Annotated in this window: 23 protein-coding genes; 7 read left to right on the forward strand and 16 right to left on the reverse strand. The window is 61.9% G+C overall.

Annotated features, from left to right (window positions below; translation table 11 throughout):
• Positions 1-14 precede the first annotated feature (14 nt).
• The 9 genes from AC0969_RS15355 to AC0969_RS15395 all read right to left on the reverse strand — a co-directional run bounded on the left by AC0969_RS15355 (position 15) and on the right by AC0969_RS15395 (position 11,398).
• Positions 15-1,100 (reverse strand): porin, encoded by a 1,086-nt coding sequence (locus AC0969_RS15355; RefSeq protein WP_479625023.1) that lies wholly within the window; start codon positions 1,098-1,100, stop codon positions 15-17.
• A 47-nt stretch (positions 1,101-1,147) separates the two neighbouring features.
• Positions 1,148-2,533, reverse strand: a complete 1,386-nt coding sequence (acpA, locus tag AC0969_RS15360; protein ID WP_479625024.1) for an acid phosphatase — start codon at positions 2,531-2,533, stop codon at positions 1,148-1,150.
• Positions 2,534-2,625: 92 nt separating this feature from the next.
• Complete coding sequence (locus tag AC0969_RS15365; protein WP_479625025.1) at positions 2,626-4,218, reverse strand: histidine phosphatase family protein; 1,593 nt, start codon at positions 4,216-4,218, stop codon at positions 2,626-2,628.
• Between the two features lie 43 nt (positions 4,219-4,261).
• Positions 4,262-5,059 (reverse strand): inositol monophosphatase family protein, encoded by a 798-nt coding sequence (locus AC0969_RS15370; protein ID WP_479625026.1) that lies wholly within the window; start codon positions 5,057-5,059, stop codon positions 4,262-4,264.
• On the reverse strand, positions 5,056-6,132 hold the full coding sequence (locus tag AC0969_RS15375; protein WP_479625027.1) for an ABC transporter ATP-binding protein: 1,077 nt from the start codon (positions 6,130-6,132) through the stop codon (positions 5,056-5,058). Before AC0969_RS15375 ends, AC0969_RS15370 begins: the two co-directional genes overlap by 4 nt.
• Positions 6,129-8,369 (reverse strand): ABC transporter permease, encoded by a 2,241-nt coding sequence (locus tag AC0969_RS15380; RefSeq protein WP_479625028.1) that lies wholly within the window; start codon positions 8,367-8,369, stop codon positions 6,129-6,131. The genes AC0969_RS15375 and AC0969_RS15380 overlap by 4 nt, the downstream gene beginning before the upstream one ends.
• Positions 8,370-8,405: 36 nt before the next feature.
• On the reverse strand, positions 8,406-9,431 hold the full coding sequence (locus AC0969_RS15385; RefSeq protein ID WP_479625029.1) for an ABC transporter substrate-binding protein: 1,026 nt from the start codon (positions 9,429-9,431) through the stop codon (positions 8,406-8,408).
• Positions 9,432-9,538: 107 nt separating this feature from the next.
• Positions 9,539-10,567 (reverse strand): LacI family DNA-binding transcriptional regulator, encoded by a 1,029-nt coding sequence (locus AC0969_RS15390; protein WP_479625030.1) that lies wholly within the window; start codon positions 10,565-10,567, stop codon positions 9,539-9,541.
• A gap of 15 nt (positions 10,568-10,582) precedes the next feature.
• Complete coding sequence (locus AC0969_RS15395; RefSeq protein ID WP_479625031.1) at positions 10,583-11,398, reverse strand: exodeoxyribonuclease III; 816 nt, start codon at positions 11,396-11,398, stop codon at positions 10,583-10,585.
• Between the two features lie 11 nt (positions 11,399-11,409).
• Here AC0969_RS15395 and pyrE point away from each other — a divergent pair, with 11 nt between their 5' ends.
• Together pyrE and AC0969_RS15405 are read left to right on the forward strand one after the other, a co-directional pair.
• Complete coding sequence (gene pyrE, locus AC0969_RS15400) at positions 11,410-12,102, forward strand: orotate phosphoribosyltransferase (RefSeq protein WP_479625032.1); 693 nt, start codon at positions 11,410-11,412, stop codon at positions 12,100-12,102.
• Positions 12,099-12,725: a DUF4124 domain-containing protein gene (locus AC0969_RS15405; RefSeq protein ID WP_479625033.1), complete on the forward strand. Its 627-nt coding sequence runs from the start codon at positions 12,099-12,101 to the stop codon at positions 12,723-12,725. The genes pyrE and AC0969_RS15405 overlap by 4 nt, the downstream gene beginning before the upstream one ends.
• Positions 12,726-12,774: 49 nt before the next feature.
• Here the strand turns inward: AC0969_RS15405 and gatB are convergent, their stop codons facing one another.
• From gatB to gatC, 6 genes are read right to left on the reverse strand one after another with little or no spacing between them, the layout of a single operon-like run.
• Positions 12,775-14,229 (reverse strand): Asp-tRNA(Asn)/Glu-tRNA(Gln) amidotransferase subunit GatB, encoded by a 1,455-nt coding sequence (gene gatB / locus AC0969_RS15410; protein WP_479625034.1) that lies wholly within the window; start codon positions 14,227-14,229, stop codon positions 12,775-12,777.
• The gene (locus AC0969_RS15415; RefSeq protein ID WP_479625035.1) at positions 14,226-15,758 is read right to left on the reverse strand and encodes a hypothetical protein; all 1,533 of its coding nucleotides are present in this window, start codon (positions 15,756-15,758) and stop codon (positions 14,226-14,228) included. The genes gatB and AC0969_RS15415 overlap by 4 nt, the downstream gene beginning before the upstream one ends.
• Complete coding sequence (locus AC0969_RS15420; RefSeq protein ID WP_479625036.1) at positions 15,758-17,161, reverse strand: KGGVGR-motif variant AAA ATPase; 1,404 nt, start codon at positions 17,159-17,161, stop codon at positions 15,758-15,760. Before AC0969_RS15420 ends, AC0969_RS15415 begins: the two co-directional genes overlap by 1 nt.
• On the reverse strand, positions 17,158-17,568 hold the full coding sequence (locus tag AC0969_RS15425) for a hypothetical protein (RefSeq protein ID WP_479625037.1): 411 nt from the start codon (positions 17,566-17,568) through the stop codon (positions 17,158-17,160). The genes AC0969_RS15420 and AC0969_RS15425 overlap by 4 nt, the downstream gene beginning before the upstream one ends.
• Before the next feature lie 6 nt (positions 17,569-17,574).
• Positions 17,575-19,047, reverse strand: a complete 1,473-nt coding sequence (gene gatA / locus AC0969_RS15430) for an Asp-tRNA(Asn)/Glu-tRNA(Gln) amidotransferase subunit GatA (RefSeq protein WP_479625038.1) — start codon at positions 19,045-19,047, stop codon at positions 17,575-17,577.
• 15 nt (positions 19,048-19,062) lie between these two features.
• Positions 19,063-19,362: an Asp-tRNA(Asn)/Glu-tRNA(Gln) amidotransferase subunit GatC gene (gatC, locus tag AC0969_RS15435; RefSeq protein ID WP_479625039.1), complete on the reverse strand. Its 300-nt coding sequence runs from the start codon at positions 19,360-19,362 to the stop codon at positions 19,063-19,065.
• A gap of 282 nt (positions 19,363-19,644) precedes the next feature.
• Between gatC and AC0969_RS15440 the strand changes: the two genes are divergently transcribed.
• Genes AC0969_RS15440 through mrdA form a run of 4 tightly spaced genes read left to right on the forward strand, consistent with a single transcriptional unit; the run spans position 19,645 to position 24,204 of the window.
• Entirely contained in the window at positions 19,645-20,688 is a 1,044-nt protein-coding gene (locus AC0969_RS15440) for a rod shape-determining protein (RefSeq protein ID WP_295952839.1), read from the forward strand.
• 33 nt (positions 20,689-20,721) lie between these two features.
• Positions 20,722-21,642: a rod shape-determining protein MreC gene (gene mreC, locus AC0969_RS15445; protein ID WP_479625040.1), complete on the forward strand. Its 921-nt coding sequence runs from the start codon at positions 20,722-20,724 to the stop codon at positions 21,640-21,642.
• A 25-nt stretch (positions 21,643-21,667) separates the two neighbouring features.
• On the forward strand, positions 21,668-22,198 hold the full coding sequence (gene mreD / locus AC0969_RS15450; RefSeq protein ID WP_479625041.1) for a rod shape-determining protein MreD: 531 nt from the start codon (positions 21,668-21,670) through the stop codon (positions 22,196-22,198).
• Positions 22,195-24,204, forward strand: coding sequence for a penicillin-binding protein 2 (gene mrdA / locus AC0969_RS15455; protein WP_479625042.1), 2,010 nt, complete (start codon positions 22,195-22,197; stop codon positions 24,202-24,204). The genes mreD and mrdA overlap by 4 nt, the downstream gene beginning before the upstream one ends.
• A 47-nt stretch (positions 24,205-24,251) precedes the next feature.
• Here the strand turns inward: mrdA and AC0969_RS15460 are convergent, their stop codons facing one another.
• Positions 24,252-25,247, reverse strand: coding sequence for an NAD-dependent epimerase/dehydratase family protein (locus AC0969_RS15460; RefSeq protein ID WP_479625043.1), 996 nt, complete (start codon positions 25,245-25,247; stop codon positions 24,252-24,254).
• A 91-nt stretch (positions 25,248-25,338) separates the two neighbouring features.
• On the opposite strand from AC0969_RS15460, the gene AC0969_RS15465 reads away from it, so the two are divergent.
• Positions 25,339-26,229, forward strand: coding sequence for a LysR family transcriptional regulator (locus AC0969_RS15465; protein WP_479625044.1), 891 nt, complete (start codon positions 25,339-25,341; stop codon positions 26,227-26,229).
• Positions 26,230-26,234 lie beyond the last annotated feature (5 nt).

The following is a 26,234-nucleotide window of genomic DNA, read 5'->3' on the forward strand; positions in this document are numbered from 1 at the left end:
GGGGCTCCCTTTGCCTAGAACTTGTGGCGCAGGGCCACTTCGTAGCCGGTGCCATTGCGGTCGCTGGCTTCGGCACCGCTCTTGGCGAAAGTTTTCATGCGCTCCCGGGACAGGGAGACGGCAACCAGCGTGCGTTTGCTGAAGTCGTACCGGTAGCCCAGGCCCAGGCGCACGCTGTCTTTGTCGCTGGAATGGTCGCCGGTGGTTTTGATCTGGTCGTCGTCGATCCAGCGCAGCGAGGCCAGCAGCCGGTGTTGTCCCAGCAGCACGATGGTGCCCAGTGTCAGCACCCGTTCGGCCCCGGTGTCGGCCAGGTTCAGCTTGGACGAGCGTGCGTACAGGCCCAGCAGTTTGAAGCTTTGGAAGTCGTACGAGCCCGCCAGGGTCACGGTGGTGCGGGCATCGTCGCCGGTTTTGTCGGCAGAGCCGTCCACAAAGCTCTCACGCTGGTAAGAGCTGCTGAGCGACAGCGGGCCCTGGTCGTACAGCGCCACCAGGCCGTAGGCGCGGGTGTGCACGCCTTCACCAGGGGCGGCACCCAGACCCAGCTTGACACCGCTCCAGCGCGGGGTGGCGTAGTAGATGGCGTTGTTCCACTTCTGGAAAACTTTGGCGGTGCGCGTGCCATTTGCGGCCAGGCTGTCACCGTCAAAGGATTCAAAGCGGCTGGCATTGGCCTCATCGGCCGGGCTGGACTGTTTGCCCAGGGTGACGCTGCCCAGCTTATGGCTTTGCAGGCCGACGTAGGCGTATTGCTTGAAGAGTTGGCCAGTGGCGTTCTTGTCGGTTTGTACCGCGCCGGTGTCGGCATCGAAGCGCGATTCCAGGCGGAAAAAGGCGTTCAGGCCGTCGCCCAGGTCTTCCTTGCCGATAAAGCCAAAGCGCCCGGCCGAGCTGTTGCCCACAGACCACTGGCGTTCATCGTTTTTGGACAGATCGTTGGGCGCGTTGCGTAGACCCACATCGACCCGGCCATACAGCGTGACGCTGGATTTTTCGCCGGATGTCTGGCTATGGGCCGCAGTGCCCAGCAAGGCCAGACCGATGGCGGCCAGGGTACACAGATGGGTACGGTGGGTGAAGTGGTTGGAATGTTGCAAGCTTGTCTCCTCGTTGTTGTTAAAAATGCAGGGTCAGGGAAAGGGAATCAGAACTTCAGGGCCCGGGCCAGGCTGGTGGCCTTGGCATCGCGGCTGCCCAGCGGGGCCAGGCCAAAACGGTCTTCGATTAGCTTCAGGATGGAGACGGTTTCGTACTGGGTGTGGTCGATGCGGCCACCTTCGCTGAACGGCGAGACGATGATGGCGGGGATGCGTGAGCCGGGGCCCCAGCGGTCGCCCTTGGGTGGTGCAGCGTGGTCCCAGAAGCCGCCGTTTTCGTCGGTGGTGACGATGACCACGGTGTTCTTCCACTGCGGTCCGGCCATGATGGCGTTGACGATCTCGGTGGCTTCGGCATCGCCTGCGGCCACGCTGCCGCGACCGGGGTGCATGTTCATGCCGCCCGTGGGTTTGTAGAACGCCACCGGGGGCAGGGTGCCGCCGCGCACGTCGGCCATGAAGTCTTCGCGGTCCTTCAGGTGGGCTTTGCGCTCGGCGGCGCTGTCGATAAAGCGCTTGAAGGCGATGAGCGGCTGGTGGTGGTACGAAAAGCTGGCCACGCCTTTTCCCGCCTGGGTGGCGGCGACGGCGCGGTTGAAGTCCTGGCCGTAGTAGGCCCAGGGAATGCCTTTGTCGCTCAGGCGGTCGCCAATGGTGGGGGCGGTTTGCGGCGGCAGCAGGGCCTGCTTTTTGGTGGGGTCAAACAGCCAGGTGCTTTGCAGGGTGTTGACGGCATAGCCGTCTTGCGTCACATAGGCTTCGGGTTCATCCGGCTCGGACGAGCGACCTTGAGCGTCCAAAGCCACGATGTGGTGGGGCGCGTTGGCGTACACCGGGGTGCAGGCGCAGACCAGCCAGAAGTGGTTCAGGAACGAGCCGCCAAAGGCCGACTGGAAAAAGTTGTCGGCCAGGGTGAAGCGCTGCGCCAGTTTCCACAGGCCGAGTGAGCTGCCGTCGTAGGTGCCCATCAGCAGGCCGCCGCTGTTGCCGTCGGCTACGAAGCGGTCGTTGCGCCCGTCGTTGATCTGGCGCTGGTTGGCCCAGAAGGCGTGGATGGGGCTGAATAGGGTGTCGTTGAGGCCGACCTTGGGGTCGAGGCGGAATGGGCCGTTCGGAATGGGGGCGCTCAGGCGCGCATCGGGCTTGCCGGTTTTGTCCGCCAGCGGCGGGGGCAGCACGGCATAGGGCTGGTTGTTGGCGTCCACTTGGACCACGCCTTGGCCCAGCGCGCGGGCATTGGCTACGCCGTTGGCACCGGGGTACAGGCCGAACAGGTGGTCGAAGCTGCGGTTTTCCAGGTAGACCACCACGATCTGGCCGATTTTGGCCAGTTGGGGGTCGGGTGTAGACGCTTGTTGGGCAGGCTGGTAGGTGCTGCATGCCGATAGCAATAGTGCAGCGGCAAGGGCAACGGGTTTGAGAGGCAGGCGCATTAAAGTGTCTTGTGGTGTGAGGATAAAAACGCAACGCACACGTGTGCAAAACGGTGCAAAAAAAGGGGGGTGGTTGCCCCCCGTGAGCTGGCTTACAGGCTGGTGTGCCCGTAGCAGGTCTTCAGCTTGGTGTAGTCGTAGTAGTGGCTACCCGTCGCAAAACGTGCGCTATCGCACGCAGCCTTGAAGTCGGTTTCTTTCTCGTTGTAGAGCATCTTGACCAGCACCGTGCCGCTGCTGTTCTTCACCACGTCCCACTGCATATTGGCCGCCATGGGGGCTACATAGTCACCGCGCCAGGGGTTGTTGGCGTAGCTGTACAGGCTGGCCAGGGGCTGTTGCTGCAACACGTTCTTCAGGCCCATCTTGGAAGCGAAGGGGATGACAATTTCGGCATGCGCAAAGCGCAGCTTGGCGACGTGGGCGAGGTTGCCTTTGGCGATGGCATCGACTTCGGTGAAGAAGTCGTCCTCCAGGATTTGCGCCATCTTCCAGGTCACGCTGCCTTTTTCGGTGATGCCGGGGCCCATCTTGTAGAAGTCGGCGGCATCCTGGGTAAAGGCAAAGTACTGGGCCTGCGCCAGTGGCATGTAGCCGGAGAAATCGACCTTGGCCTCGCTCTTCATGGCCGGGGCAATCACGTACAGCTCGTACAGCAGGGAGGCGGCTTCGCCCAGGTTGGTGATGCCGGTTTTGCCATCGCCCGCCAGGGTGCTGGTGAACTTGCCGTCGTCGCTGGTGTAGGTGAAGCTGCCGGTGTTGGCAAAGCTGTAGGTGCCCGCTTCGATCTTATCCACAAAGGCTTTGGTGAACAGCCGCTCCAACACCACGCGCCCGGCGGTTTTGGCCGCGGGGTCGGCCAGGATGGCGGCTTGCTTGGCGGCCAGGTCGCTGTCTTTGAGCCAGTTCTGGAAGGCCTGGCTGTCCTGGTAGGTCTGGTACAGCGGGTCGGCAGGGTTGGTGACCAGGTCGGTGGCGGCCACCAGTTTGTGGAAGTAGAGCAGGAAATGGTTGGTGCCAGCCGGTTGGGCTAAAGGGGCGGCTGCCGGGTAGGGCGCGGGTGCTGCAGGGTAGTTCACCAGGCTGGTCAGGTTGGTTTGCGCGGCAAGCAGCGACTTGACGAAGAAAGCCCCGCTGTCTACCGCGCGGTCCACACCCGAGGTGACCACCACGATCTGGCGGGGGCTGCTGCTGGCGGTGGCACCGGCCTGGGTGAACAGGGCTGCATTGCGGCCCAGCATGCGTTGGGCGAGTTGCGTGTGCTCGGTGATGCCGATCTGGGTTTCATTGCCGTAGCCGGGCTTGCTGATGCCCGCCACGTTGTAGCCGAGCAGAAAGTTGGCCTTCATGATCTTCAGCACATCGGGGCCCAGCTGGGCCCCGAGGGCGGTGAGGGCACCGTCGTCCGAGGCTTTTTTCCACATGTGGTAGACGGCTAGGTCGTACTTCAGGCTGGACAGGCCGCGCGAGCCGTGGCGTGCCATGAGCTGGGTGTAGACCGTGCTGTAGCCGCTGGGGGGCGCTTCGTAGGTGGCGGCATTTTGCTGCGGGCTGTAGGGTGTCTTGGTTTGGTAGTAGAGGTTGGCGCTGGCTGCGTCATCGCCCCCCCCGCAACCGGCCAGGGTGAGTGCGACGCTGCCCAGGATGCAGGCGAGCGGGCGTTGTAATGCGGTGGCGTGGACCATGGAGTTTCTTTTCTGGAAGGTGGGTAAATCTAGCGATGGAGCGTTACAGCGTGATGACCGGATCGATCAACGCCAGCAGCGGCGCATACACGCCAGCGGCGGCGGCGATGATGGGGTTGCCGTCGTGCAGGCCGTTGTGGGCCAGGAAGTCGTTCACCTGGCCACCGGCCTCCTGCACCAGCACGATGGCGGCCAGGCAGTCCCAGGAGTTGATGTGCGGCTCGTAGTAACCGATGAGGCGACCGGCGGCCACATACGCCAGCATCAGCGCGCCGGAGCCGTTGCGTATGAACATGCCGCCGTCCGCCAGCAGCCGGTCCAGGAACGGCACAAAGGCACCCACCGGCACCCGGTGCGAGAAGCCCACACCCAGCACGCCTTCGGTGATGCTGCGGGCGCTGTGGGCCTGCATGGGCAACTGGTTGACAAACGCGCCCTGGCCTGCGCAGGCGTGGAACATCTCGTCGCTGTTCGGGTCAAACACCACGCCGATCACTGGCTTGCCGGCATGCATGACCGCGATGGACAGGCACCAGGCGTGCATGCCGTTGACGAAGCAGGCTGTGCCGTCGATCGGGTCGATGACCCACAGGTAGTCTGCATCGGCGTGGTCGAGCCCGCCTTCTTCGCCCAGAAAGCCGTCGTCGGCAAAGCGTGCCAGCACCTGGGCGCGGATGTACAGCTCGGTGTCTTTGTCGGCCGCGCTGACCATGTCCTGCAAACCCTTGGACTCGATCACCAATTGGTCGCGCTTGCGGAACCATTCCAGGGCCTGCAGTCCGGCCTGGCGGGCAATGCTTTGGGCCAGCGCGTAGCGCGCATCGATGGCAGCGGTGCTCATGCGCGACCTCCGACGATGCACACGCCGTGGTCGGCAAAGCCGATGCCGACCGACGAGCCTACGGCCAGCGGCTGCTGCACATCGGTCTGGCGCACAAACAATTCACCCAGTGGCGACTCCACCGCGTACTGCATTTCGGTACCTAAAAAGGCTGCGTGACGCACCTGGCCCACCAGGATGTGCTGGCTGGTGGCAGGCGCCAGATGCACCGCATCGGGCCGCACCGCAATGCGAATCTCGCCACGGTAGGCACGCGGATTCGCCAGTTGCACCGCCAGGCCGCCGACCAGGCAGTCGGCGTGGCCCGCAGACACGTGGCCGAGGATTTCGCCGGTGACGCGGTTGGCATCGCAAATGAAGTCGGCCACGAATTCGTCGGCGGGCGTGTCGAATAGCTCGCGCGGCGTGCCCTGTTGGGCGATGCGCTGGTGGTTCATGACGATGATCTGGTCGGAGACAGCCAGGGCTTCTTCCTGGTCGTGGGTGACGTACACCGCGGTGAGCTGCAGCCGCTGCTGGATTTCGCGGATTTCTTCGCGCACGCGGCGGCGCAGCTTGGTGTCCAGGTTCGACAGCGGCTCGTCGAGCAACAGCACCTGCGGCTTGAGCACCAGGGCGCGGGCCACGGCCACGCGCTGCTGCTGGCCGCCGGAGAGTTCGCTGGGCAGGCGCGGGCCGTAGTCGTTCAGGCCGACCAGGCGCAGGCCTTCCAGGGCTTGCTCACGCGCATCGGCCTTGCGGGCACCGCCGACCTCCAGGCCGTAGGCTACGTTTTCCAGCACCGTCATGTGTGGGAACAGCGCGTACGACTGGAACACCATGCTCACATTGCGCTCGATGGCCGACTGCTGGGTCACGTCCTGGCCGCCGATGAAGATGCGGCCCTGGCTTACATGTTCCAGCCCGGCGATCAGCCGCAGCGTGGAGGTCTTGCCGCAGCCGCTGGGGCCGAGCAGGGTGACCAGCGTGCCTTGCGGAATGCTGAAGGACACATCGTTGACAGCAACGACCTTGCCGTATTGTTTGGTGACGCGCTCGAAGACCAGCGCGCCCTGCGTGGGGGCAGTACTCATGATTTAACCTTTAAGGAATAGGACTTACGCAGCGCCCCGGTATCGCCCTTCGGGCTTACAGGGGGAACTTGCGTAAGTCCTGAGGAAAAGACTGGGGCGGGAGTGGTCCCTTCGACGCGTTCGACCCGGCGCAACTGCCGTTTGCCGACCAAACTCTGTGCGGCCAGCACGATGACCAGCATGATGGCGATCAAGGCGCTGGAGTAGGCGATGGCGATGCCGTAGGAGCCGTTCTCCACCAGGCCGACGATGTAGGCCGTGGCCATGTTGTATTTGGCGCTGACCAAAAACACCACGGCGCTGATCGAGGTGATGGAGCGCACAAAGCTGTACACCAGGGCCGCGCTCAACGCCGGGCGCATCAGCGGCAAGATCACCCGCCGTGCGGTGGTGAAGCTGTTGGCGCCCAGCATGGTGGAGGCCTCGTCCAGGCTGCGGTCGAGTTGGCTCATGGCCGCCATGCCGCCACGCAGGCCGACCGGCATGTTACGGAACACAAAGCACAGCACTAGGATGGCGGCGGTGCCGGTCAGCTCGATCGGCGGCATGTTGAACGCCAGGATGTAGCTGATGCCGATCACCGTGCCGGGGATAGCAAAGCTCAGCATGGTGGCGAACTCGAACGCCGCCTTGCCCGCAAAGCGCTGGCGCACCAGCAGCCAGGCGGCCGTCAGCCCGAGGGCGGCGGTCAGCGGGGCCGAGACACCGGCAATCATCAGGCTGGTGAACAGCGAATCCCAGGCGGTGCCCACCCAGCGCAGGCCGTGCTCGCCGGATTCGATGCCGAAGGCGCTGGCGTAGTGGCGCAGCGTGAAGCTGTTGTCGCGGCCCCACTGGTTGACAAAGCCACCGCCCAGAATCATGCCGTACAGCACCAGGGTGAAGCCGGTCCACAGCGTGGCCACGACGGCCAGCACGGCGGACAAGCGGCGGTCCAACCCGGCGTGCTGGCCGTTGTCGGCCTTGCCCGTCACCGTGGTGTAGGACTTGTTACCCAGCCAGTGGCGCTGCGCCAGGAAAGCAGTGACCGCGAACACCAGCAGGATCAGGCCCAGCCCGGCGGCACGGCCGCCGTCGTTCTGCGCGCCGACGATGGCGAAGTAGATTTCGGTGGACAGCACACCGTAGTTGCCACCCAGCACCATGGGGTTGCCGAAGTCGGCCATGCTTTCGATGAAGGCCACCAGGAAGGCGTTGGCCAGGCCGGGTCGCATCAGGGGCAGCGAAACACGCCAGAAGGTGGTCCAGCGAGTGCCGCCCAGGGTTTGCGAGGCTTCTTCTACCGACGGGCTCACGCCTTCGACCACACCGATCAGCACCATGAAGGCAATGGGTGTGAACGACAGCAACTGCGCCAGCCAGACACCGTAAAAGCCGTACAGGCCCCGGCCCGCCGGTATGTCAAAGGCTTGCGACACCCAGGCCGACACCACACCGCTGCGGCCAAAGAGCAGGATCAGAGCCAGGCCGATAACAAAGGGCGGGGTGATGATAGGCAGCACCGTCAGCGCCCGCAGCAGGCGCTTGAAGCGAAAGCCGGTGCGAGTCACCACCAGTGCGAAGGTCAGACCCAGCAGGGTGGAACCGGCGGCGGTGCAAACCGCCAGGAACAAGGTGTTCCAGGCCACGCCACAACGCCGGGTACCGCTGACGCAGCCCAGGGACCAGATGCGGCCGTCGGCCACCCGGGCCCAGGCAGCTTGCAGGCTGAAGCCCGTGCCTTGCTCAAACGCGCTGGCCAACACCCGCAGTACCGGGAACATCACAAACAGCCCGACCAAGGCGACCAGCATGCCGATCACGCCGCAGACGAAAACATCCCCCCGGCAGGCACCCATCCAGGCGGCACCGGTGGTCAGCACAAACACCGCACTGGCGCTGAACAGCAGTGCACCCCAGCCCAGACCGGGCAGGTCGGCACCCGCAGGGCTCCAGCCCACCCACGCCAGCCAGCCCAGAGCCGCCAGAGCCAGCGCGCACAGGGCGGCACCCTGGGTGCGGCGCGGCAAAGGTGCCAGGCTTACCAGGCCGATGGCGACCGGCCAGAGCAGCAGCGGCAGCAGGCCGAAGCGCTGCAGGCCCAGTACCTGCCATAGCGCGGCGGCGGTGGTGTCGTTGCCGGGCCAGCCGGCATGCAGCCATTCGCCGCCCCAGAATCCCGCTTCCTGGGCGTGCCAGGGCAGTAGCACGCTGGCGGTCAAGGCCAGCATCAGCCAGCCACGTAAAGACTTATTCACAAGCCATATCTCTCTGTTGGGTGGTGGTCCGGTGGCTTAACGGGGCAGCGAGAAGATCTCGTCGTCCCAGCGTTTGAGCAGGCGCTTGCGCACCTCGTCACTGCCGTACTTGGCAAAGTCGTAGCTGATGGTTTTCACGCTCTCCAGCCGCGGCGCTTTAGCCGGGATGGTGGCGGTCTTGTTCGACGGCACCTGGAAGGCGCTGGCTTTGGCGGCCAGGGACTGCACATCGGCGCGCAGCGCGAATTCGTAGAAGCGCTTGGCCACCGCCATGTTCTTTGCGCCCTTGACCAGGCTCATGGAGCCGATCTCGTAGCCCGTGCCTTCGCAGGGCGATACCACTTCCACCGGGAAACCGGCCACGGTTTCCTTCAGCAGATCGTGCTGGAAGGTGATGCCCACGGCGGTTTCCCCGCGCGCCAGCGCCTTGGCCGGGGCCGAGCCGCTCTTGGTGTACTGGTTGACGTTGTCGTTCATCTTCTTCATGAACGCGAAGGCCTCGTTCTCGCCCTGCAACTGCACCAGGGTGGCGATGGTGGCGTAGGCCGTTCCCGAGGAGTTGGGGTTGGCGATCTGCACCTCGCCCTTCAGGGCCGGGTTCAGCAGGTCTTTCCAGCACTGGGGTGGCGCAATCTTCTTTTGCTTCAGCACTTCGGGGTTGTAGCCAATGCCCAGCAGCCCGGCGTAGATGCCGACGGTGCGGTAGCCGGAAATTTCGGCCTGCTTCTGCGCCCAGGGGTGCAGCTTGTCGAGCTGGGGCGATTTGTAGACCTCGGTGAAGCCGTCGGCGGCGGCCTGCAGATGCGGGTCGCCAGTGCCCGCCCACCAGATGTCGGTCTTGGGGTTGCTGGCTTCGGCGCGGATCTGGGCGAAGATTTCACCGGCGCTTTTACGCACCATGGAGACTTCCACCTGGGTCTCTTTTTCAAACGCATTGCGCATCAGCTCGCACCAGTCGTTGTCGGCGGCGCAGAGCACGTTGAGGCGGTCGGCCGCCTGGCTGGCCAGGGGCAGGAGCAGCAGGGAAGATAGGACGAGTTGTCGGGTCAGTTGGCGTTGCATGGTTTGTCTCTAGAGGTAGTGGCGCATTTTTGGCAGCGCTTTGCACACGTGTGCAATGTACGACGAATAGTGGATGATGTGATCTAGGGTCTTCCCTGAGAAGGGGTCTAGGCGCGCAAGGTGGTGCGCTCCACCATGGCCACGGGGAGCTGCAGCATGCGACCCGGCATGTCGGGTTCCTGCATGCGCTCGGCCAGGCAGGTGACTGCCGCTTCGGCCAAGGCATCCACGTCCTGGCGCAGGGTGGACAGCGCATAAGCGGACAGGCCCGCCATGGGGATGTCATCGAAGCCGATGACCTGGAAATCCGCGGGCACGTGCAGGCCAAAATGCCTGCGCGCACCGTCCACCAGGCCGCAGGCCAGTACGTCGTTGGCGCAAAAAATGCCGTCTGGCCGGGTGTGTGCATCGCCCAGCAAGGCGTGCGCGGCTTCGAACCCGCCCGCATAGGTGGCGGCCGCCGCTTCCATGCGGCGCAACACCACCTCACCCTTCTTGACGGCCTTGGCCAGTGTTTGCACAAAGCCCTCGCCGCGCACGCTGGCGCTGTAAGTGGCTGTGGCCGAACTCAGGAAAACCAGCCTGCGCGCCCCCTTGGCCAGCAGGGCGCGGGCGGCCATTGCTCCGCCTTCAAAATGGTCGCTGTTGACCACATCCACGCCCTCCAGGTCGGGCGCGCGGTTGATCATGGCCACAGGAACCCGCAGGCGTAGATACTCTTTGGCCAACTGGATGGGGGGCGTGCCCGAGGTCAGGATCACCCCTGCAATCCGGTACTGCAACAGATGCCGCAAGGACTTGGCCAACTGTGCGGGCTCGCTGGCATCCATCAGCAGCGGTGCCAGTGAGCGCACCGCCAGATGGTGGGTGATGGGGCCGAGCAGGCTTTGTAGAAACGGGTCGTCAAAGCCCTTGACCACCACCCCCACCAGATTGCTTTGGCGCTGGATCATGCTGCGCGCCAGGATGTTCACCTGGTAGCCCAGCGCCTCTGCGGCGCGCTGCACTTTCTCGCGGGTTTCCGGGGACACGCTGGCACCTTCGGTGAAGGTGCGCGATACCGCCGAGCGGGACACCCCCGCCTTGCGTGCCACGTCGGCAGCGGTAATCCAACCGGAGGGGTTCTCTGTGGTCATGGCGGAAGGGGGCGCTTACAGCGCCAGTTCGTAGTCCACCGTAATCGGCGCGTGGTCCGAGAACTTCACATCCTTATAGATGTGCTCGGACCGCGCCAGTGCGGCCAGTGCGGGGGTGGCCAAGTGGTAGTCCAGCCGCCAGCCGACGTTGTTGGCGTAGGCCTGGCCCCGATTGCTCCACCAGGTGTAGGCGGTGTCGGTGGTGCTGGGTTGCAGCAGGCGGTACACGTCGACCAGGCCCAGGCCGGCGGCTTCTGCGGCTTCTGGGTGGGCCAGCACGTAAGACATCCAGGCGCGTTCTTCGGGCAGAAAGCCGCTGTTCTTCTGGTTGCTGCGCCAGTTTTTCAGGTCGATTTGCTGGTGGGCGATGTTCACGTCACCGCACAGAATGAACTCGCGGGTTTTGCGCAGGCTGGCCAGGTACGGACCCATCTCGGCCAGAAAGCGGAACTTGGCCAGTTGCCGTTCTTCGCCGGATGAGCCGCTGGGGAAGTAGCAGCTGATGATGGACAGCTTGCGGGCCGGGGTGTCAAAGCGCAGCTCCACGTAGCGGCCCTCGGTATCGAATTCTGGCGAGCCATAGCCGATCACCACATCGCTGGGCGCATGCCGGGTGTACACGCCGACACCCGAGTAGCCCTTTTTTTCCGCAAAGTGGAAGTAGCCCTGCAAGCCCGCCAGCTGCTCGAATTTGCCCTGTACATCGGCGGCCTGGGCCTTCACTTCCTGGACACAAATACAATCCGGCGCAGTGGCGGCAATCCAGGCTTCAACGCCTTTACTGGTGGCCGAACGGATGCCGTTGAGATTCAGGCTGGTTAATTTGAACAAGGATTTTCCCCATGGTGATGAACAAAGCGCCGGACGGCTTGGCGCAGGATTTTGTGCAGTTTGCGGTGGAGTCGGGCGTGCTGCGCTTTGGCGAATTCAAAACCAAAGCCGGGCGCATGAGCCCCTATTTTTTCAATGCCGGGCTGTTTGACGACGGTGCCCGCATGCAGCGGCTGGCTGAATTCTATGCACAGGCGCTGCTCCACAGCGGCATCGAGTTTGACATGATTTTTGGCCCCGCCTACAAGGGCATTCCGCTGGCCGCCACGGTGGCGGTAGAGCTGGCGCGGCGTGGCTGCAACCGGCCTTTTGCCTACAACCGCAAAGAGGCCAAGGACCACGGCGAAGGCGGTTCGCTGGTCGGCGCACCGCTCAAGGGCCGGGTGCTGATCGTGGACGACGTGATGTCGGCCGGCACTGCGGCCCGCGAATCCATTGCGCTGATCCAGGCGGCCGGTGCCACGCCCCATGCGGTGGTAATTGCCCTGGACCGCCAGGAGATGGCCACCGAGGGTGGCCAAGATGTTCCCCACAGTGCGGTGCAATTTGTGCGCAACCAGTTGGGCATGCAGGTCTGCACCATTGCCAATCTCGCGGATTTGCTGCAATACCTGCAACAAAATGATACAAACGGGCTCGGGGAACATTACCCACGGGTGCTAGCCTACCGGCAGCGTTACGGAGTTGACGAAGGAAACATGTGAATTTTTGGGCCAAGTTTGGGGGCGTTAGTGTGCTGTGCAGTAGCCTGCTCGGCATCGCCAGTGCGCAAGGCATATTTACCTGCACCGACAGCCGGGGCAAGAAAATCACCTCCGACCGGCCCATCACCGAATGCCTGGACCGCGAGCAAAAAGAGCTGAATGCCAGCGGCACGGTAAAACGCAACCTCGGCCCCACGCTCACCGCCCAAGAAGCTAGCGCCCAGGAAGCCCGCGACAAAAAAGCGGCCGAAGACCGCACCCGCATCTTTGACGAGCGCCGCCGCAACCGCGCCATGCTCACGCGTTACCAAAACCAGGCCGCCCACGATACCGAGCGTGCCAGCGCCCTGACCCAGGTGGATTCCGTCATCCAGACCGCCAACAAGCGCATGGCCGAACTGGCCGAGCAACGCAAGACGCTGGACAGCGAGATGGAGTTCTATAAAAACGACCCCAGCAAGGCCCCGGCGCATCTGAAGCGCCGCGTCACGGAATTCCAGGAAAACCTGCTCGCCCAGCAGCGCTTCATCGCCAACCAGCAGCTGGAGAAAAAGCGCGTGAACGACCGTTTTGACGAAGAGCTGGAGCGGCTCAAGCCGCTATGGGCTGGGGTGATTCGTTAACGTGAAGCAACTTGCATGGCTTGGTGCTCTGCCCCCGAGTCCCTGAAAGTTAGGCCAGTTTCGCCTTCAAGAGCGCGTTGACCTGGCCGGGGTTGGCCTTACCCACGCTGGCTTTCATGATCTGGCCCACCAGGGCATTCAGCGCCTTCTCGTTGCCCGCCTTGAACTCGGCCACGTTCTTGGCGTTGGCGGCAATCACCGTGTCGATGATGGCCTCCAAGGCGCCGGTGTCATTCATCTGCTTCAGGCCCTTGGCCTCAATCACCGCATCCACCTGCGCATCCGCATCGGTCCACAGCACCTCAAACACCTGCTTGGCGGCGTTGTTGGAAATGGTACCGTCGGCGATACGGTCTAGCACTTTGGCCAGCTTGTCGGCCACCACGGGCACCTGGGCGATGTCCAGGTCTTGTGCGTTCAGGCGACGGGCCACCTCGCCCATCACCCAGTTGGCTACCAGCTTGGGCTGCGCGGGCTGGCCTGCGGCAATCGCGGCTTCAAAGTAGCGGGCGATGCCCTTGCTTTGCGTTAGCGCGGTGGCATCGTATTCGCTCAAAGCGTAGTCGTTGCTAAACCGGGCCGCCATCACGCGCGGCAGCTCGGCCATCTCAGACCGTACGCGCTCCACCCACTCTGCGGCCACCACCAGCGGCGGCAGGTCGGGGTCGGGGAAGTAGCGGTAGTCGGCGGCATCTTCCTTGGTGCGCATGGCGCGGGTCTCACCCGTGTCGGGGTTAAACAGCACGGTGGCCTGCTGGATCGCATGGCCGTCTTCGATCTGCTCGATCTGCCAGCGGATCTCGTAGTCGATGGCTTGCTGCATGAACTTGAAGCTGTTCAGATTCTTGATTTCTCGGCGCGTGCCCAGTTCGGCCCCGGGCTTGCGCACCGAGACGTTGGCATCGCAGCGGAAGCTGCCTTCCTGCATGTTGCCGTCGCAGATGCCGATCCAGGTGACGATCTTGTGCAGCTCTTTGGCGTAGGCCACGGCCTCGGCGCTGGAGCGCATGTCGGGCTCAGTGACGATCTCCAGCAGCGGGGTGCCGGCGCGGTTCAGGTCGATGCCGGTCTGGCCGATGAACTCTTCGTGCAGTGATTTGCCCGCGTCTTCTTCCAGATGCGCGCGCACCAGCCGCACGGTCTTTTTCTCGTCGCCCAGAAAGAACTCCACCGAGCCGCCCTGCACCACCGGAATCTCGAACTGGCTGATCTGGTAGCCCTTGGGCAGGTCGGGGTAGAAGTAGTTCTTGCGCGCAAACACGCTGCGCGGCGCGATGGTGGAGCCGAGTGCCAGCCCGAGCTGGATGGCGCGCTCGACCGCGCCCTTGTTCATCACCGGCAGCGTGCCAGGCAAGGCCAGATCGACAGCGCAGGCCTGGGTGTTGGGCTCGGCCCCGAAGGCGGTGGAAGCGCGGCTGAAAATTTTGCTCTGGGTAGAGAGCTGGGTGTGGGTCTCGAAGCCGATGACGACTTCGTAGCCTTGGACTAATAGTGATGCACTCATGTTTTCTTTTGTGTAGATATGCCGCCACGACGGCCAATTTTGTATGCAAGACGGTAAATGTCTGGTAGTTCAATGCGTTCACTACCATCGGTCAGTCGCGACTTTATGATGCCAATCTGTTCTAAGGTTACGCGCAACTGCTCAATTTTTTCCGTACTTGAAGCCCCACTCCGCCAAGGTATTAGCGCCGTATCTCTCATAGCCTCAATAGCTTGTAAAACGGATGCATCATCTTTCAGCCAGATTCTTTCCAAGTCGATTTTGTCAATTGGAACGGTTTTTGATCGCTCTTTGATACATCGCAGAGCCGGATCAATCCATTGATATTCTTCGCGCAGCTCTTCTACGCGCGCTTTACTTGCTTCACGCACGCCGTCTTTTATAGCCTCGGGATGTATGACATATGGCTTATTTGCATACTGATCTGACGCTGATCTAGTTGCCTCGCGCAACGCAGTTAGAAAGGTTCGTGGCGCTACACGTCCAAGTCCATCGCTCAGGTGGTTATAGATATATGGGTAGCTGTGGCCAGTTGTGGCGGCCCTTCCCATGTAATAGCCTACTAAGGCATGCCAGACTTGTTTTTGTGTAGAGGGTTCATCGGCTGCATCACATTGATAGCGTCCATCACTATATTTCCACGCCACTCGGGCAATGCGCTCAAACTGTGTTCGAAAGGTCGATGAGTGTTGTGCAATACGGTAGAACGCCAAGCCGTACAGGTCCGTTTGAGTCCACTGAAGCTTCACTTTGTTATTGAGAAGTTTTGAACCATCCACCACTGATGCACCTGCTCGCGCGAGGATGTCCTCCCGGATGAAGGCTTTAAGGCGTAAACCTTTGGCAAATCGAAAGCTAAGCATGACGCGCAAGAGTCCGGCGGTCATCGCCGATACGTCGGCTAAGTCATTGGATACGCGATCTAAAGCATCGAAAACTACCAGCGCCGTCCTTTTCTCGGACGTTAGGTTCTGATCCAAAAAATCTAACGCCCGACCGATTCGAGCGGGGTTTTGTCCTGCCCATGCGACCGGGGCATGCCAGAGGTCATAAATGTCTGCTGACGCAGGCATGCCCAGCGCGGGGTCAATTTGGAAAAGTCGCAGAATAGCGACACTCCACAGCGTTTCTGGCGTTACCCCAGGTAGTTTTAGTAAATTAGGTAATTCAGCACTAGTCGGGAATGTGGGGGCGTTTATCGTGCTCTTTACGTCTAGCGCGATAGCATGGCTTTCGGTGATGCTTGTCAATGCCTCTTTCAGGTCGGTGCCCAAAGCTTGATTACCCAAGGCGTGACGTAGTTCGTTATTGGCTAACACACCTGTCCAGAATGACTTACCGCATCCGCGCATTCCTTCCACAACCATTCGATCCGGAGCCAGCGCTTGAAGGTGTGACGCGGGAACGTAAACGTCGCCCCAGTTCGTTGTGGAGCCATCGGTTGGAATATCGATCAGCGCTTTGAGAATCTGTTCACGTAAAGCGCTTTGTTGTCTTTCATTAAGAACGTTATCGAAGCTGGCGCTCATTAAGTATTCCCCAGCAGTGCCATCGTGTGGGTTAGAAAGTCAGAAAAGGCGGCTTGATTGACCGGATCGGTTAATTGACCAGGCTGAGTCAGTGGACTAAATGCGCGAAGCGCTTCAACCCACATTACACGGCTGGGGCTGTGAGGTGCATCTGATGCGTCCGGTGCAGGCGCAAACGCCTGAAGATCATCGCCAGAATCTTCGTCATAAATTTCGCTAAACGTGTCGTATCCGTTTTGATTGAAATTTTCGAAATAACCCACGTGCGCACCGTATTCTTGCGGAGTTAATGCAGAAACCAGGCGCAGACTACGCCTTAAATTCCATGCCTCTTTACTTTCATCTGTTGGACTAGTAGGCCTTGAAAATAAGGCTCGATTACGTTTTAGATGTCTAAACAATAGTTTGTAAGAGTCCCAAGTTTGACTCGTATTTATTGCAAAAAGAAGAGATACGTCTGCTTGCAATTGCGTAATAGCTGCTGCCGCTGTGTCATCTATTCCCGCTCTGCAATCAAAAAGGGTTATGTCTATGTTGTGTTGTACTTCTGCGGTGAAAAGGAAGTTGTTTAGTCTCTCTGAGTAAGCTTTCCCATCTTGACTCTGCCGGTAGATACGTGCGAGCTTCGAAACATAAGCTTCTGTATGCCGGCCATAAGCGGGAGCTACCAATATTTGCCCCTTTAGTTCCAACTGTGCGTTGAGTGGGCTGGCCTCAATGACGCGGGTAAGGGCCATGCGTTCGAGTGATGTCGTGTCGGCACCAAGTGCTTGTGCTGTTAGCCAATCGACTACACCGTAGTCAGATTGCCCATCTCCAGCAGGTAATAGACTGGATGAAAGTCCGGGTGATTCAAAGTCTCCATCGACTACTAGCACACGCTTGCCATTTTGTGCCAGAGCAATGGCTAGCATGGTGAGCGCAGAGCTGCGTCCCACGCCACCTTTGACACTAAAAAATACGCATCGTCGTGCAACCTTGCTGGAATTTGTTTGGGTGCTGGCCGGTGTCAACCAGTCTCTTTCTTTATCCTGTCGCTCTAGCAATACAAATTCAAGATTTGGGCTTAGTGTTGACTCTTTGAATAAAGATAGGAGCGCTGGATCGCTCCAATAAGATGCTGCATCAAACAGTTCGTCGCGGCATATGTTCCATGGCGACAATGCAAGATTACCGGCAGCTACCTCCAAATCATCCAACAGAGAGCCGCAATGAGAGCGCGCGAGTTCGTCTCGGCTACAAGGTAGTAGCAACATGAGCTGACCGTACCAGTTGCGAACAAGGACAAGAGCTTCACCAGCTAGAAGATTTCGTAACTTTTCTTGAAGAGGATGATGCTCAAGTATTTGGACCAGCTCTTTTTCGACAGACTCCCATTTCAGCAAGTCATCTATTGCTTTCATATCAATCCTTGCAAATGGTTACTCATCAGCAAATTCGCTTTATTTGCCCCGGTCTGTTCTTGCGTCACAGTCACTACTGCAAAACTGGTTTGCGCGTGGTAGCGCTGTGCTACTGTCCACGTTGGGAAATAGCTTTGGATGGATGAGATAGCCTGCGCCAAAGTAGTATTCCCTGCAATCGCAGGGGCAATGTTTGTCAGTTCTGCAAACAGTTTGGGAATATGGCCACTTCCATTTCGTCCTCCAAATTGAGCGGTCGGATTGCTTTTTCTGGCTATTGCCTTAAGTGAGCACTCTGCTGAAACACCAAATAGATGGCTGGCATTCGCTAACCGCGAGGGTGTCTGTGCGAATAGCAAATTTGCATCTTCAAGATGTCGGTTGGATGCGTCTTTGAAGTCGTCCATGACCCGTCACGCGATATTGGGTTGTTGGCGGTGGAAATCAGTCGCCTGCTGGAACCGGTGCGCGATATTCAGCAGCCGGGCTTCTTGCAGATAGTTGCCAATCAGCTGTAGACCGACGGGCATGCCGCCCTCGCCCACACCAGCGGGGATGCTCATGCCGGGCAAGCCTGCCAGCGACGACGGCAGGGTGAAGATGTCGGCCAGGTAGGCCGCCACCGGATCGGCGGACTTGTGGCCCAGCTTCCAGGCCACGGTGGGCGCGACGGGTCCAGCAATCACGTCGCACTGGGCAAACGCCTGCTGGAAGTCGTCGGCAATCATGCGGCGGATTTTTTGGGCTTGCAGGTAGTAGGCGTCGTAGTAGCCGTGGCTGAGTACGTAGGTGCCAATCATGATGCGGCGCTTGGCCTCGTCGCCAAAGCCTTCGGCGCGGGTCTTTTTGTACATGTCGATCAGGTCGGTGTACTTGTCGGCCCGGTGGCCAAACTTCACCCCGTCGAAGCGGCTCAGGTTGCTGGAAGCCTCGGCCGGGGCGATCACGTAATAGACGGGGATGGCCATCTCGGTACGCGGCAGGGTGATGGGCACCAGCTTGGCGCCCAACTTCACATATTCCTGCAAGGCGGCATCGACAGCGGCGCGCACATCGGTGCTAAGGCCCTCGCCGAAGAACTCGGCGGGGATGCCGATGCGCAGTCCGTCGAGCGAATCGTTCAATTGCAGGCTGTAGTCTTCGGCGGGGATGTCCAGTGAGGTGGAGTCGCGGTCCAGATCCGGGCCGCACATGGCGGATAGCAGCAGGGCGCAGTCTTCTGCGCTGCGGGCCATTGGGCCGGCCTGGTCTAGGCTGGAGGCAAACGCCACCATGCCATAGCGGGATGCGCGGCCGTAGGTGGGCTTGATGCCGGTGATGCCGCAAAACGAGGCCGGTTGGCGGATCGAGCCGCCGGTGTCGGTGCCCGTAGCAGCCGGCACCAGCCGCGCGGCCACTGCCGCCGCACTGCCGCCGGACGAGCCGCCGGGAATGCGCGTGGTGTCCCAGGGGTTCAGCACCGGCTTGAAGGCCGAGTTCTCGTTGGCCGAGCCCATAGCGAATTCGTCGCAGTTCAATTTACCCAGCGTCACCACGCCCTGCTGCGCTAGTTGGCTGACAACCGTGCTATCAAAAGAGGAGATGTAGCCGTCCAGCATGCGGGAGCCTGCTGTGGTGGGGAAATCTTGGGTGACAAAGATGTCCTTGTGCGCCAGGGGCACGCCTTCCAGCGTGCCCGCCGTGCCGTTGGCCAGCCGTGCATCGGCAGCAGCGGCCTGGCGCAGGCTGACGGCAGGGTTGATGGCCAGATACGCACCGAGTGGTGCATGGGCTTCGGCGCGGGCCAAAAAGTGCTGGGCGGTTTCCACGGCGGATACCTTGCGGGCGCGCAGTTGTGCGGCCAGTTCGACCACGCTCAGGTCGTGAAGCTGTGTAGGGAGGCTCATGGCGATGCGGGCGCTTTATTCAATAACTTTGGGAACAAGAAACAGGCCACGCTCGACGGCGGGCGCGGTTCGCTGGTTGGCTTCGCGCCGGTTCGGCTCACTGACCACGTCGTCGCGCAGGCGCAGCACGATGTCGTGCATTACCGCCACCGGGTGGGCCAGGGGTGCTATGCCAGTGGTGTCTACGGCGCGCATGGTTTCGACAATGCCGAAGAAACCGTTGAGCTGGGTGAGCAAACGGTCGCGCTCGGCAGGTTGGAGTTCCAGCCGGGCCAGATTGGCGATGCGGTCGAGTTCAGGGAGGGTCAGTGCCATGTCTTAAACAGGGTTGAAAACGAAAAGTAAAGCGGTGTTTCCACGCAGTTGACGCAGGTTAGCCACAGGGGATGCGGTATTATCCCGCCTTTGGTCGCGCGGTCACTTTGTGGCAAAAATCCGCACCAAGAAACCTAATTAAGACTTTTGCAGCACCCGGGTGGCGGGCCTATTGAATCAATATTGCCCACCACCTGGGCACTGCAAGCGTCATGTCTATCTAGAACCGTATTACCAGGCGATGGCCCGCCGATCCGCAGGCCATGCCCGAGAGGATTTTGCATGTTTGGGACTTTCCGTCGGTACTTTTCTACCGATCTAGCCATCGACCTTGGCACGGCCAACACCCTGATTTACGTACGCGGCAAGGGCATTGTGCTGGACGAGCCGTCCGTGGTTGCCATCCGCCACGAGGGCGGGCCGCAAGGCAAAAAAACCATCCAAGCCGTGGGCAAGGAAGCCAAGGCCATGCTGGGCAAAGTGCCGGGCAATATCGAGGCCATCCGCCCGATGAAAGACGGCGTGATTGCCGACTTCACCGTCACCGAGCAGATGCTCAAGCAGTTCATCAAGATGGTGCACCCGCGTGGTGTGTTCCGTCCCAGCCCGCGCATCATCATCTGCGTGCCCTGCGGCTCCACCCAGGTCGAGCGCCGCGCCATCCGTGAATCGGCATTGGGCGCAGGTGCTTCTGAGGTGTATCTGATCGAAGAACCTATGGCAGCGGCCATTGGCGCCGGTTTGCCGGTGTCGGAAGCCAGTGGCTCGATGGTGGTGGACATCGGCGGCGGCACCACCGAAGTTGGCGTGATCTCACTGGGCGGCATGGTCTACAAAGGCAGTGTGCGTGTGGGCGGCGACCGTTTCGACGATGCCATCATCAACTACATCCGCCGCAACTACGGCATGCTGATCGGCGAGCCCACTGCCGAGGCCATCAAGAAGAACATCGGCTCGGCCTTCCCCGGCTCCGAAGTCAAAGAGATGGAAGTCAAGGGCCGCAACCTGTCCGAAGGCGTGCCGCGCAGCTTCACCATCTCCAGCAACGAAATTTTGGAAGCCCTGACCGACCCGCTGAACAACATCGTCGCCTCGGTCAAAAACGCGCTGGAACAAACCCCGCCCGAACTCGGTGCCGACATTGCCGATCGCGGCATGATGCTGACCGGTGGCGGTGCGCTCCTGCGCGATCTGGACCGCCTGCTGGCCGAAGAAACCGGCCTGCCGGTGCTGGTGGCCGAAGAGCCGCTGACCTGCGTGGTGCGCGGCTGCGGCATTGCCCTGGAACGCATGGAGCGCCTGGGTTCGATTTTCACCAGCGAATAAGCTCCGCCGAACGGACCAACCAAAGGTACGGCGATGCCACTCGGTACGCTGGGCAGGACCCCGCCCCCGTTCTTCAACCAGGGCCCCTCGGCCCTGACCAAACTCATCTTTTTTAGCGCTCTGGCCCTGTTTTTGATGGTGGCTGATGCGCGCTTTGCCTTGGTCCGTCCGCTACGGGCGGCCATTGCCACCGTGCTGTACCCGGTGCAATGGGCGGTGGTGGAGCCGATACGGCTGGTGATGGGCGGTGGAGCCTATCTAGAGGGCCTGACCCGCCTGCAAGCCAAGGCCGATCTGGCCCAGCGGCAACTGGTGGCACAGTCGGTGCGCGCCGGGCAGGTTGAACAGCTCACTTTGGAAAATACCCGCCTGCGCCAATTGCTGGAGCTGCGCGGAAAAATCACCACCCCGGCCCAAAGCGCCGAAGTGCTGTATGACGCAGCCGACCCTTACGCCCGCAAAGTCGTGATCGACAAAGGCAGCACCCAGGGCGTGGTGGCGGGCTCACCCGTGCTGGACGGGCTGGGCGTGCTGGGCCAGGTGACCCGTACCTACCCGATGGTCAGCGAAGTCACCCTGCTGATCGACCGCGACCAGTCCATCCCCGTACTGAACACCCGCACCGGCGCACGCAGCGTGGCCTATGGCGATCCGGCCTCCAACGGCGGCCAACTGGAACTGCGCTTTATGGCCGGTAACTCGGACGTGCAGGTGGGGGACGTGCTGACCACCAGCGGTGTGGACGGCGTCTACCCGCTGGGCTTGCAGGTGGCCACCATCGCCAAGATCGAGCGCCGCGCCGACTCGGCCTTTGCCCGCATTTACTGCACCCCTGTGGCCCAGGTGGCCGCCGCCCGCCATCTGCTGGTGCTGCAACCCGTGGCCTCCCAGCTGCCCGAGATGCCGCCGCCAAGTCCACCGGCAGTAGCTCCTAAAAAAGGAGCTAAGAAATGAAGCTCCACCTGCGCAGAAGCCCTCTATGATCATGCGCCCTGGCCAGCAGTTACTGCTACCGGTCAACCCGGTGTTCATCGGTGTCAGCCTGGTGCTGGCCCTGCTGTTCAACATGGCCGAAAACATCGGCCTGTGGGGCCGCGCGCCCTGGGTGCCGGACCTGCTGGCGGTGGTGCTGGTGTTCTGGAGCGTGCACCAGCCGCAGCGCGTGGCCATCGGTACGGCCTTTGTGTACGGCCTGTTGATGGATGTACACCAGACCAACTTGCTGGGCCAACATGCCCTGGCCTACAGCGTGCTGAGTTTTTTGGCGCTGGCCATGCACCGGCGTTTGCTGTGGTTTAGCGTGCCGTCGCAGGCCATGCAGGTGCTGCCGCTGTTGGGGGTGGCACACGCCATCATGCTGCTGCTGCGCATGCTGGGCGGGGGCACTTTTCCCGGCGTGTCGCTGGTGCTGGCCCCGCTGATCGAAGCCGCGCTGTGGCCGCTGTTCAGCATCGTTTTGCTGGCCCCGCAACGCATGGCTCCCGACCCCGACAAGACCCGACCGCTGTGACCGAACTCAAGGACGTAGGCGCCGAGCTGTCGCACTTTCGCCTGCGGCTGCTGGCGGCGGGGATGGTGGTGGTGCTGGCGTTTGGCGGGCTGGCCACGCGCCTGGCGTATTTGCAAATTGTGCGGCACGACGAGCTGCTGGAGCGGGCCGAAAACAACCGTACCGCCATCGTGCCGGTAGTGCCCAACCGAGGCCTGATTCTGGACCGCAACGGCGTGGTGCTGGCCAGCAACTACTCGGCCTACACGCTGGAGATCACCCCCAGCAAAGTGCCCGATCTGGCCCAGACCCTCGACGCCCTGGCCGAGGTGGTGGAGATCCACGCACGCGACCGCCGCCGCTTCAAAAAGCTGGCCGAAGAGTCGCGCAACTTCGAGTCACTGCCCATCCGCACCCGCCTGACGGATGTGGAAGTGGCCCGCTTTGCCGCCCAGCGTTACCGTTTTCCGGGCGTGGACATCAAGGCCCGGCTGTTCCGCACCTACCCGTTTGGCGAGCTGGCCAGCCACGTGATTGGCTACATCGGGCGCATCAACCAGTCGGAAAAAACCCGCATCGACGAGTCCGAAGAGGCCGACAACTACCGGGGCACCGAATACATCGGCAAGCTCGGCGTAGAGCAAAGCTACGAGACCCAGCTGCACGGCCTGACCGGGGTAGAAGAAATCGAAACCTCGGCCGGGGGCCGTGCCGTGCGCCGCCTGGCCAGCAACCCGGCCACGCCCGGCAACACCGTGGTCATGTCGCTCGACATCCGGCTGCAAAAGCTGGTCGAAGACCTGTACGGCGACCGCCGGGGCGCGCTGGTGGCACTCGACCCGAAAACCGGCGAAGTGCTGGCCTTTGTCAGCAAACCCACCTTTGACCCCAACCTGTTCGTCGAAGGCATCGACGTAGAAAGCTGGCAAGCGCTGAACAGCTCACCCGACAAACCGTTGCTGAACCGGGCCCTGCGCGGCACCTACCCGCCGGGCTCCACCTACAAGCCCTTCATGGCCCTGGCGGCGCTGGAAACCGGCAAGCGCACGCCCCAGCAAAGCATTGCCGACCCGGGCTTTTTCATCCTCGGCGGACACCGCTTCCGCGACGACAAGGAAGGCGGCCACGGCATGGTGGACATGTACAAATCCATCGTCGAATCCTGCGATACCTACTACTACATGCTGGCCAACGACATGGGCGTGGACCTGATGCACGACGAGATCAGCAAGTTTGGCTTTGGCGGGCTCACCGGCATCGACATCCAGGGCGAAGTGCGCGGCATCCTGCCGTCCACCGCCTGGAAGCGCCGCGCCTACAAACGCCCCGAACAGCAAAAGTGGTATGCCGGGGAAACCATTTCGCTGGGCATTGGCCAGGGCTACAACAACTTCACCATGCTGCAACTGGCCTCGGCCACCGGCATTCTGGCCAACGACGGCATCAAGATGAAGCCGCATCTGGTGAAGGAAGTGGTGGATGTGCTGACCCGCAACGCCCAGCAAACGCTACGCGAGATCAAGGCCGAAATCAGCGCCAAACCGGCCAACATCGAGGTCATCAAACGCGCCCTGGTGGGCGTAAACATCGAAGGCACCGGGGCCACGGCGTTTCGCGGGGCGAGCTATGTAGCGGCAGGTAAAACCGGCACGGCCCAGGTGGTGTCGATCGGTAAAAACGAAAAGTACAACGCCGCCAACATCGCGGAACGCTTCCGCGACCACGCGCTGTACATGGCCTTCGCCCCGGCCGACAACCCGCAAATCGCCTTGGCGATGGTGGTCGAAAACGCCGGATTTGGCGGTGCCGCCGCCGCGCCCATCGCCCGCCGGGTGTTCGACTACTGGCTGCTACAGAAGTACCCCAGCCCGCAAGACCTGGCCGCCGTGCGCCAGGGCCAGGGCCAAACCCCGCTGGGCCCACCGCGTGCAGTGGCCGATGTACCAGAGCTGCCGGGCTACGTGGCGCCGGTGGCATCGGCTGCATCGGCCCCGGCAGTGGCCAGCGTACAAATTCAAAAGAAATAGGCCTCCAGCGCATATTCTATATACGCTAGTAGCTACTATATTTATAGCTAATGCGTTGCCTGCATGGATGGCAGAGCCGCTAGTGCAGACCGCACCGCATCGGGCAATGCCGTGTGTGGCTCAGCCCCCAGCACGTGCACCAGCTTGTGGTTCACCAACTGGTGCGGCCTCTGCCACAGGTAGCGCATTTCAACCAATGCCGCCCAGGTGGGCATCACCAGGCCCCCCAGCCGGATCAGCCGCCAGGGCAGATTGCCCACCTTCAACGGTCCCCCGGTGGGCAGCCAGCCTTGGGCGCTGGCGAAGTCGGTCAGCAGGACTTGCCACTGGTGGCCCGTCAGGCAGTGGCCGCCGAAATGCAGCGTCTCGAAAGCGGGCAAGGCAGCCCGGCGCTGGGCGACTTCGACACAGCAGCGTGCCAGATCCGGCAAATAGGCCCAGGCAATCGGCACATCCATCGCGCCGGGGTAAGTCATGCGACCCTGGCGCAGCTTTGGGGCCAAGGCCATGTCCAACCACGAGCCATTGCCGCTGCCAAAAAAATTGCCTGCCCGGATGACCACGGCGCGTAGGCTGCCGTCTTGCGTGGCCTGCGCCAAGCGCTGCTCCATCGCCATGCGAATGCGGCCCTTGTCGGTGTCCGGCTGCTGTGGCGCGTCCTCGGCCAACGCGGCAGGCATGCTGCTGCCAAAGTTATAGACGTTGCCGGGAAACAGCAAGCAAGCCCGTAGTTGCTGGGCCACGCGGATCGCCGCCTCCAGCAGGGCCGGGGCCTGGACGCGCCAGGCTGTGCGGGTGTAGGGCGGGTTGAGCGCATGCACCACCACCTGCGCACCCGGCGCAGCGCGGGCCAGGGCGGCATGGTCGTCCAGCGCCATCGGCAGCCAGTGGATGCCGGGCAGCACGGGTAAAGGCTTGCTTTGCGCAGCCGCTGGCCGCACTTGGGCATACACCGTCCAACCCGCCTGGGCGAAGGCTTGGGTGGCGGCCAGCCCGAAGCGGCCACGGGCACCAAGAACCAAAACGGTGGAGGGGGTTGGCATGTTGCGCGTCTCAAAAGTGGTGAATAGCCCGATTGTGCGAAGCCCTGTGCTATTCGACAATTGCCCAAGTCGTCACAACAGCATTTCACAAATGAATAACCAACAGTTCGATTGGGATTTGATACGCAGTTTTTTGGCCGCGCTAGAGCACGGCAGCCTGCTGGGTGCGGCGCGGGTTTTGCAGACCAGCCAGCCCACGCTGGGGCGGCGCATTGCCACGCTGGAGGCGCAGCTGGGCACGCCGCTATTTGAGCGCACCGGCCGGGGCTTGCGGCCCACCCCCACGGCGCTGGTGCTGGCCGAATCGGCCCGGCAAATGGAGCAGGCCGCGCACCAGTTCTCGCACGAGTTGGCACGGGCGCAAAGCGGGCTGGCAGGCACCGTGCGCATCTCAGCCAGCACCACGGTGGCCAGCTATGTACTGCCGCAGGTGCTAGCGCAAATACGGCAGGCCTTGCCCGAGATCCAGGTGGAGCTGGTGTCGAGCAACGCCGTGAGCAACCTGCTGCGCCGCGAGGCCGACATCGCACTGCGCATGGTGGCCCCCGACCAAGCATCGCTGGTGGCGCGGCGGGTCGGCCAGGTCACACTGGGAACATATGCCCATGCCGACTATCTGGCGCGCTGTGGTGAGCCGCAACAGCCCGAGCAACTGCTACAGCACACCATGCTAGGCCATGACCGCGACGACAGCATTGTTCGCGGCTTCCAGGCGTTTGGCATTGCGGTGTCTGCCGCTGATTTCGAGGTGCGCTGCGACGACTTTATTGCCTACTGGCAGATGCTGCGGGCCGGCATGGGTATTGGTTTTGTGGCCGACTATGTGGCCCGCACCGACCCGCAGGTGCGCGTTGTGCTGCCGCAGTTGCAGATTCCGGCGCTGCCGATGTGGCTGGTGGTGCACCGCGAAATTCGGGGCAACCCGCGCATCCGGGCGGTGTACGACATGCTGGCAGAAGCCCTGCCCCGGGTTCTGGACTGAATGCG

The organism is Rhodoferax sp. LB1P47 (assembly GCF_056521445.1).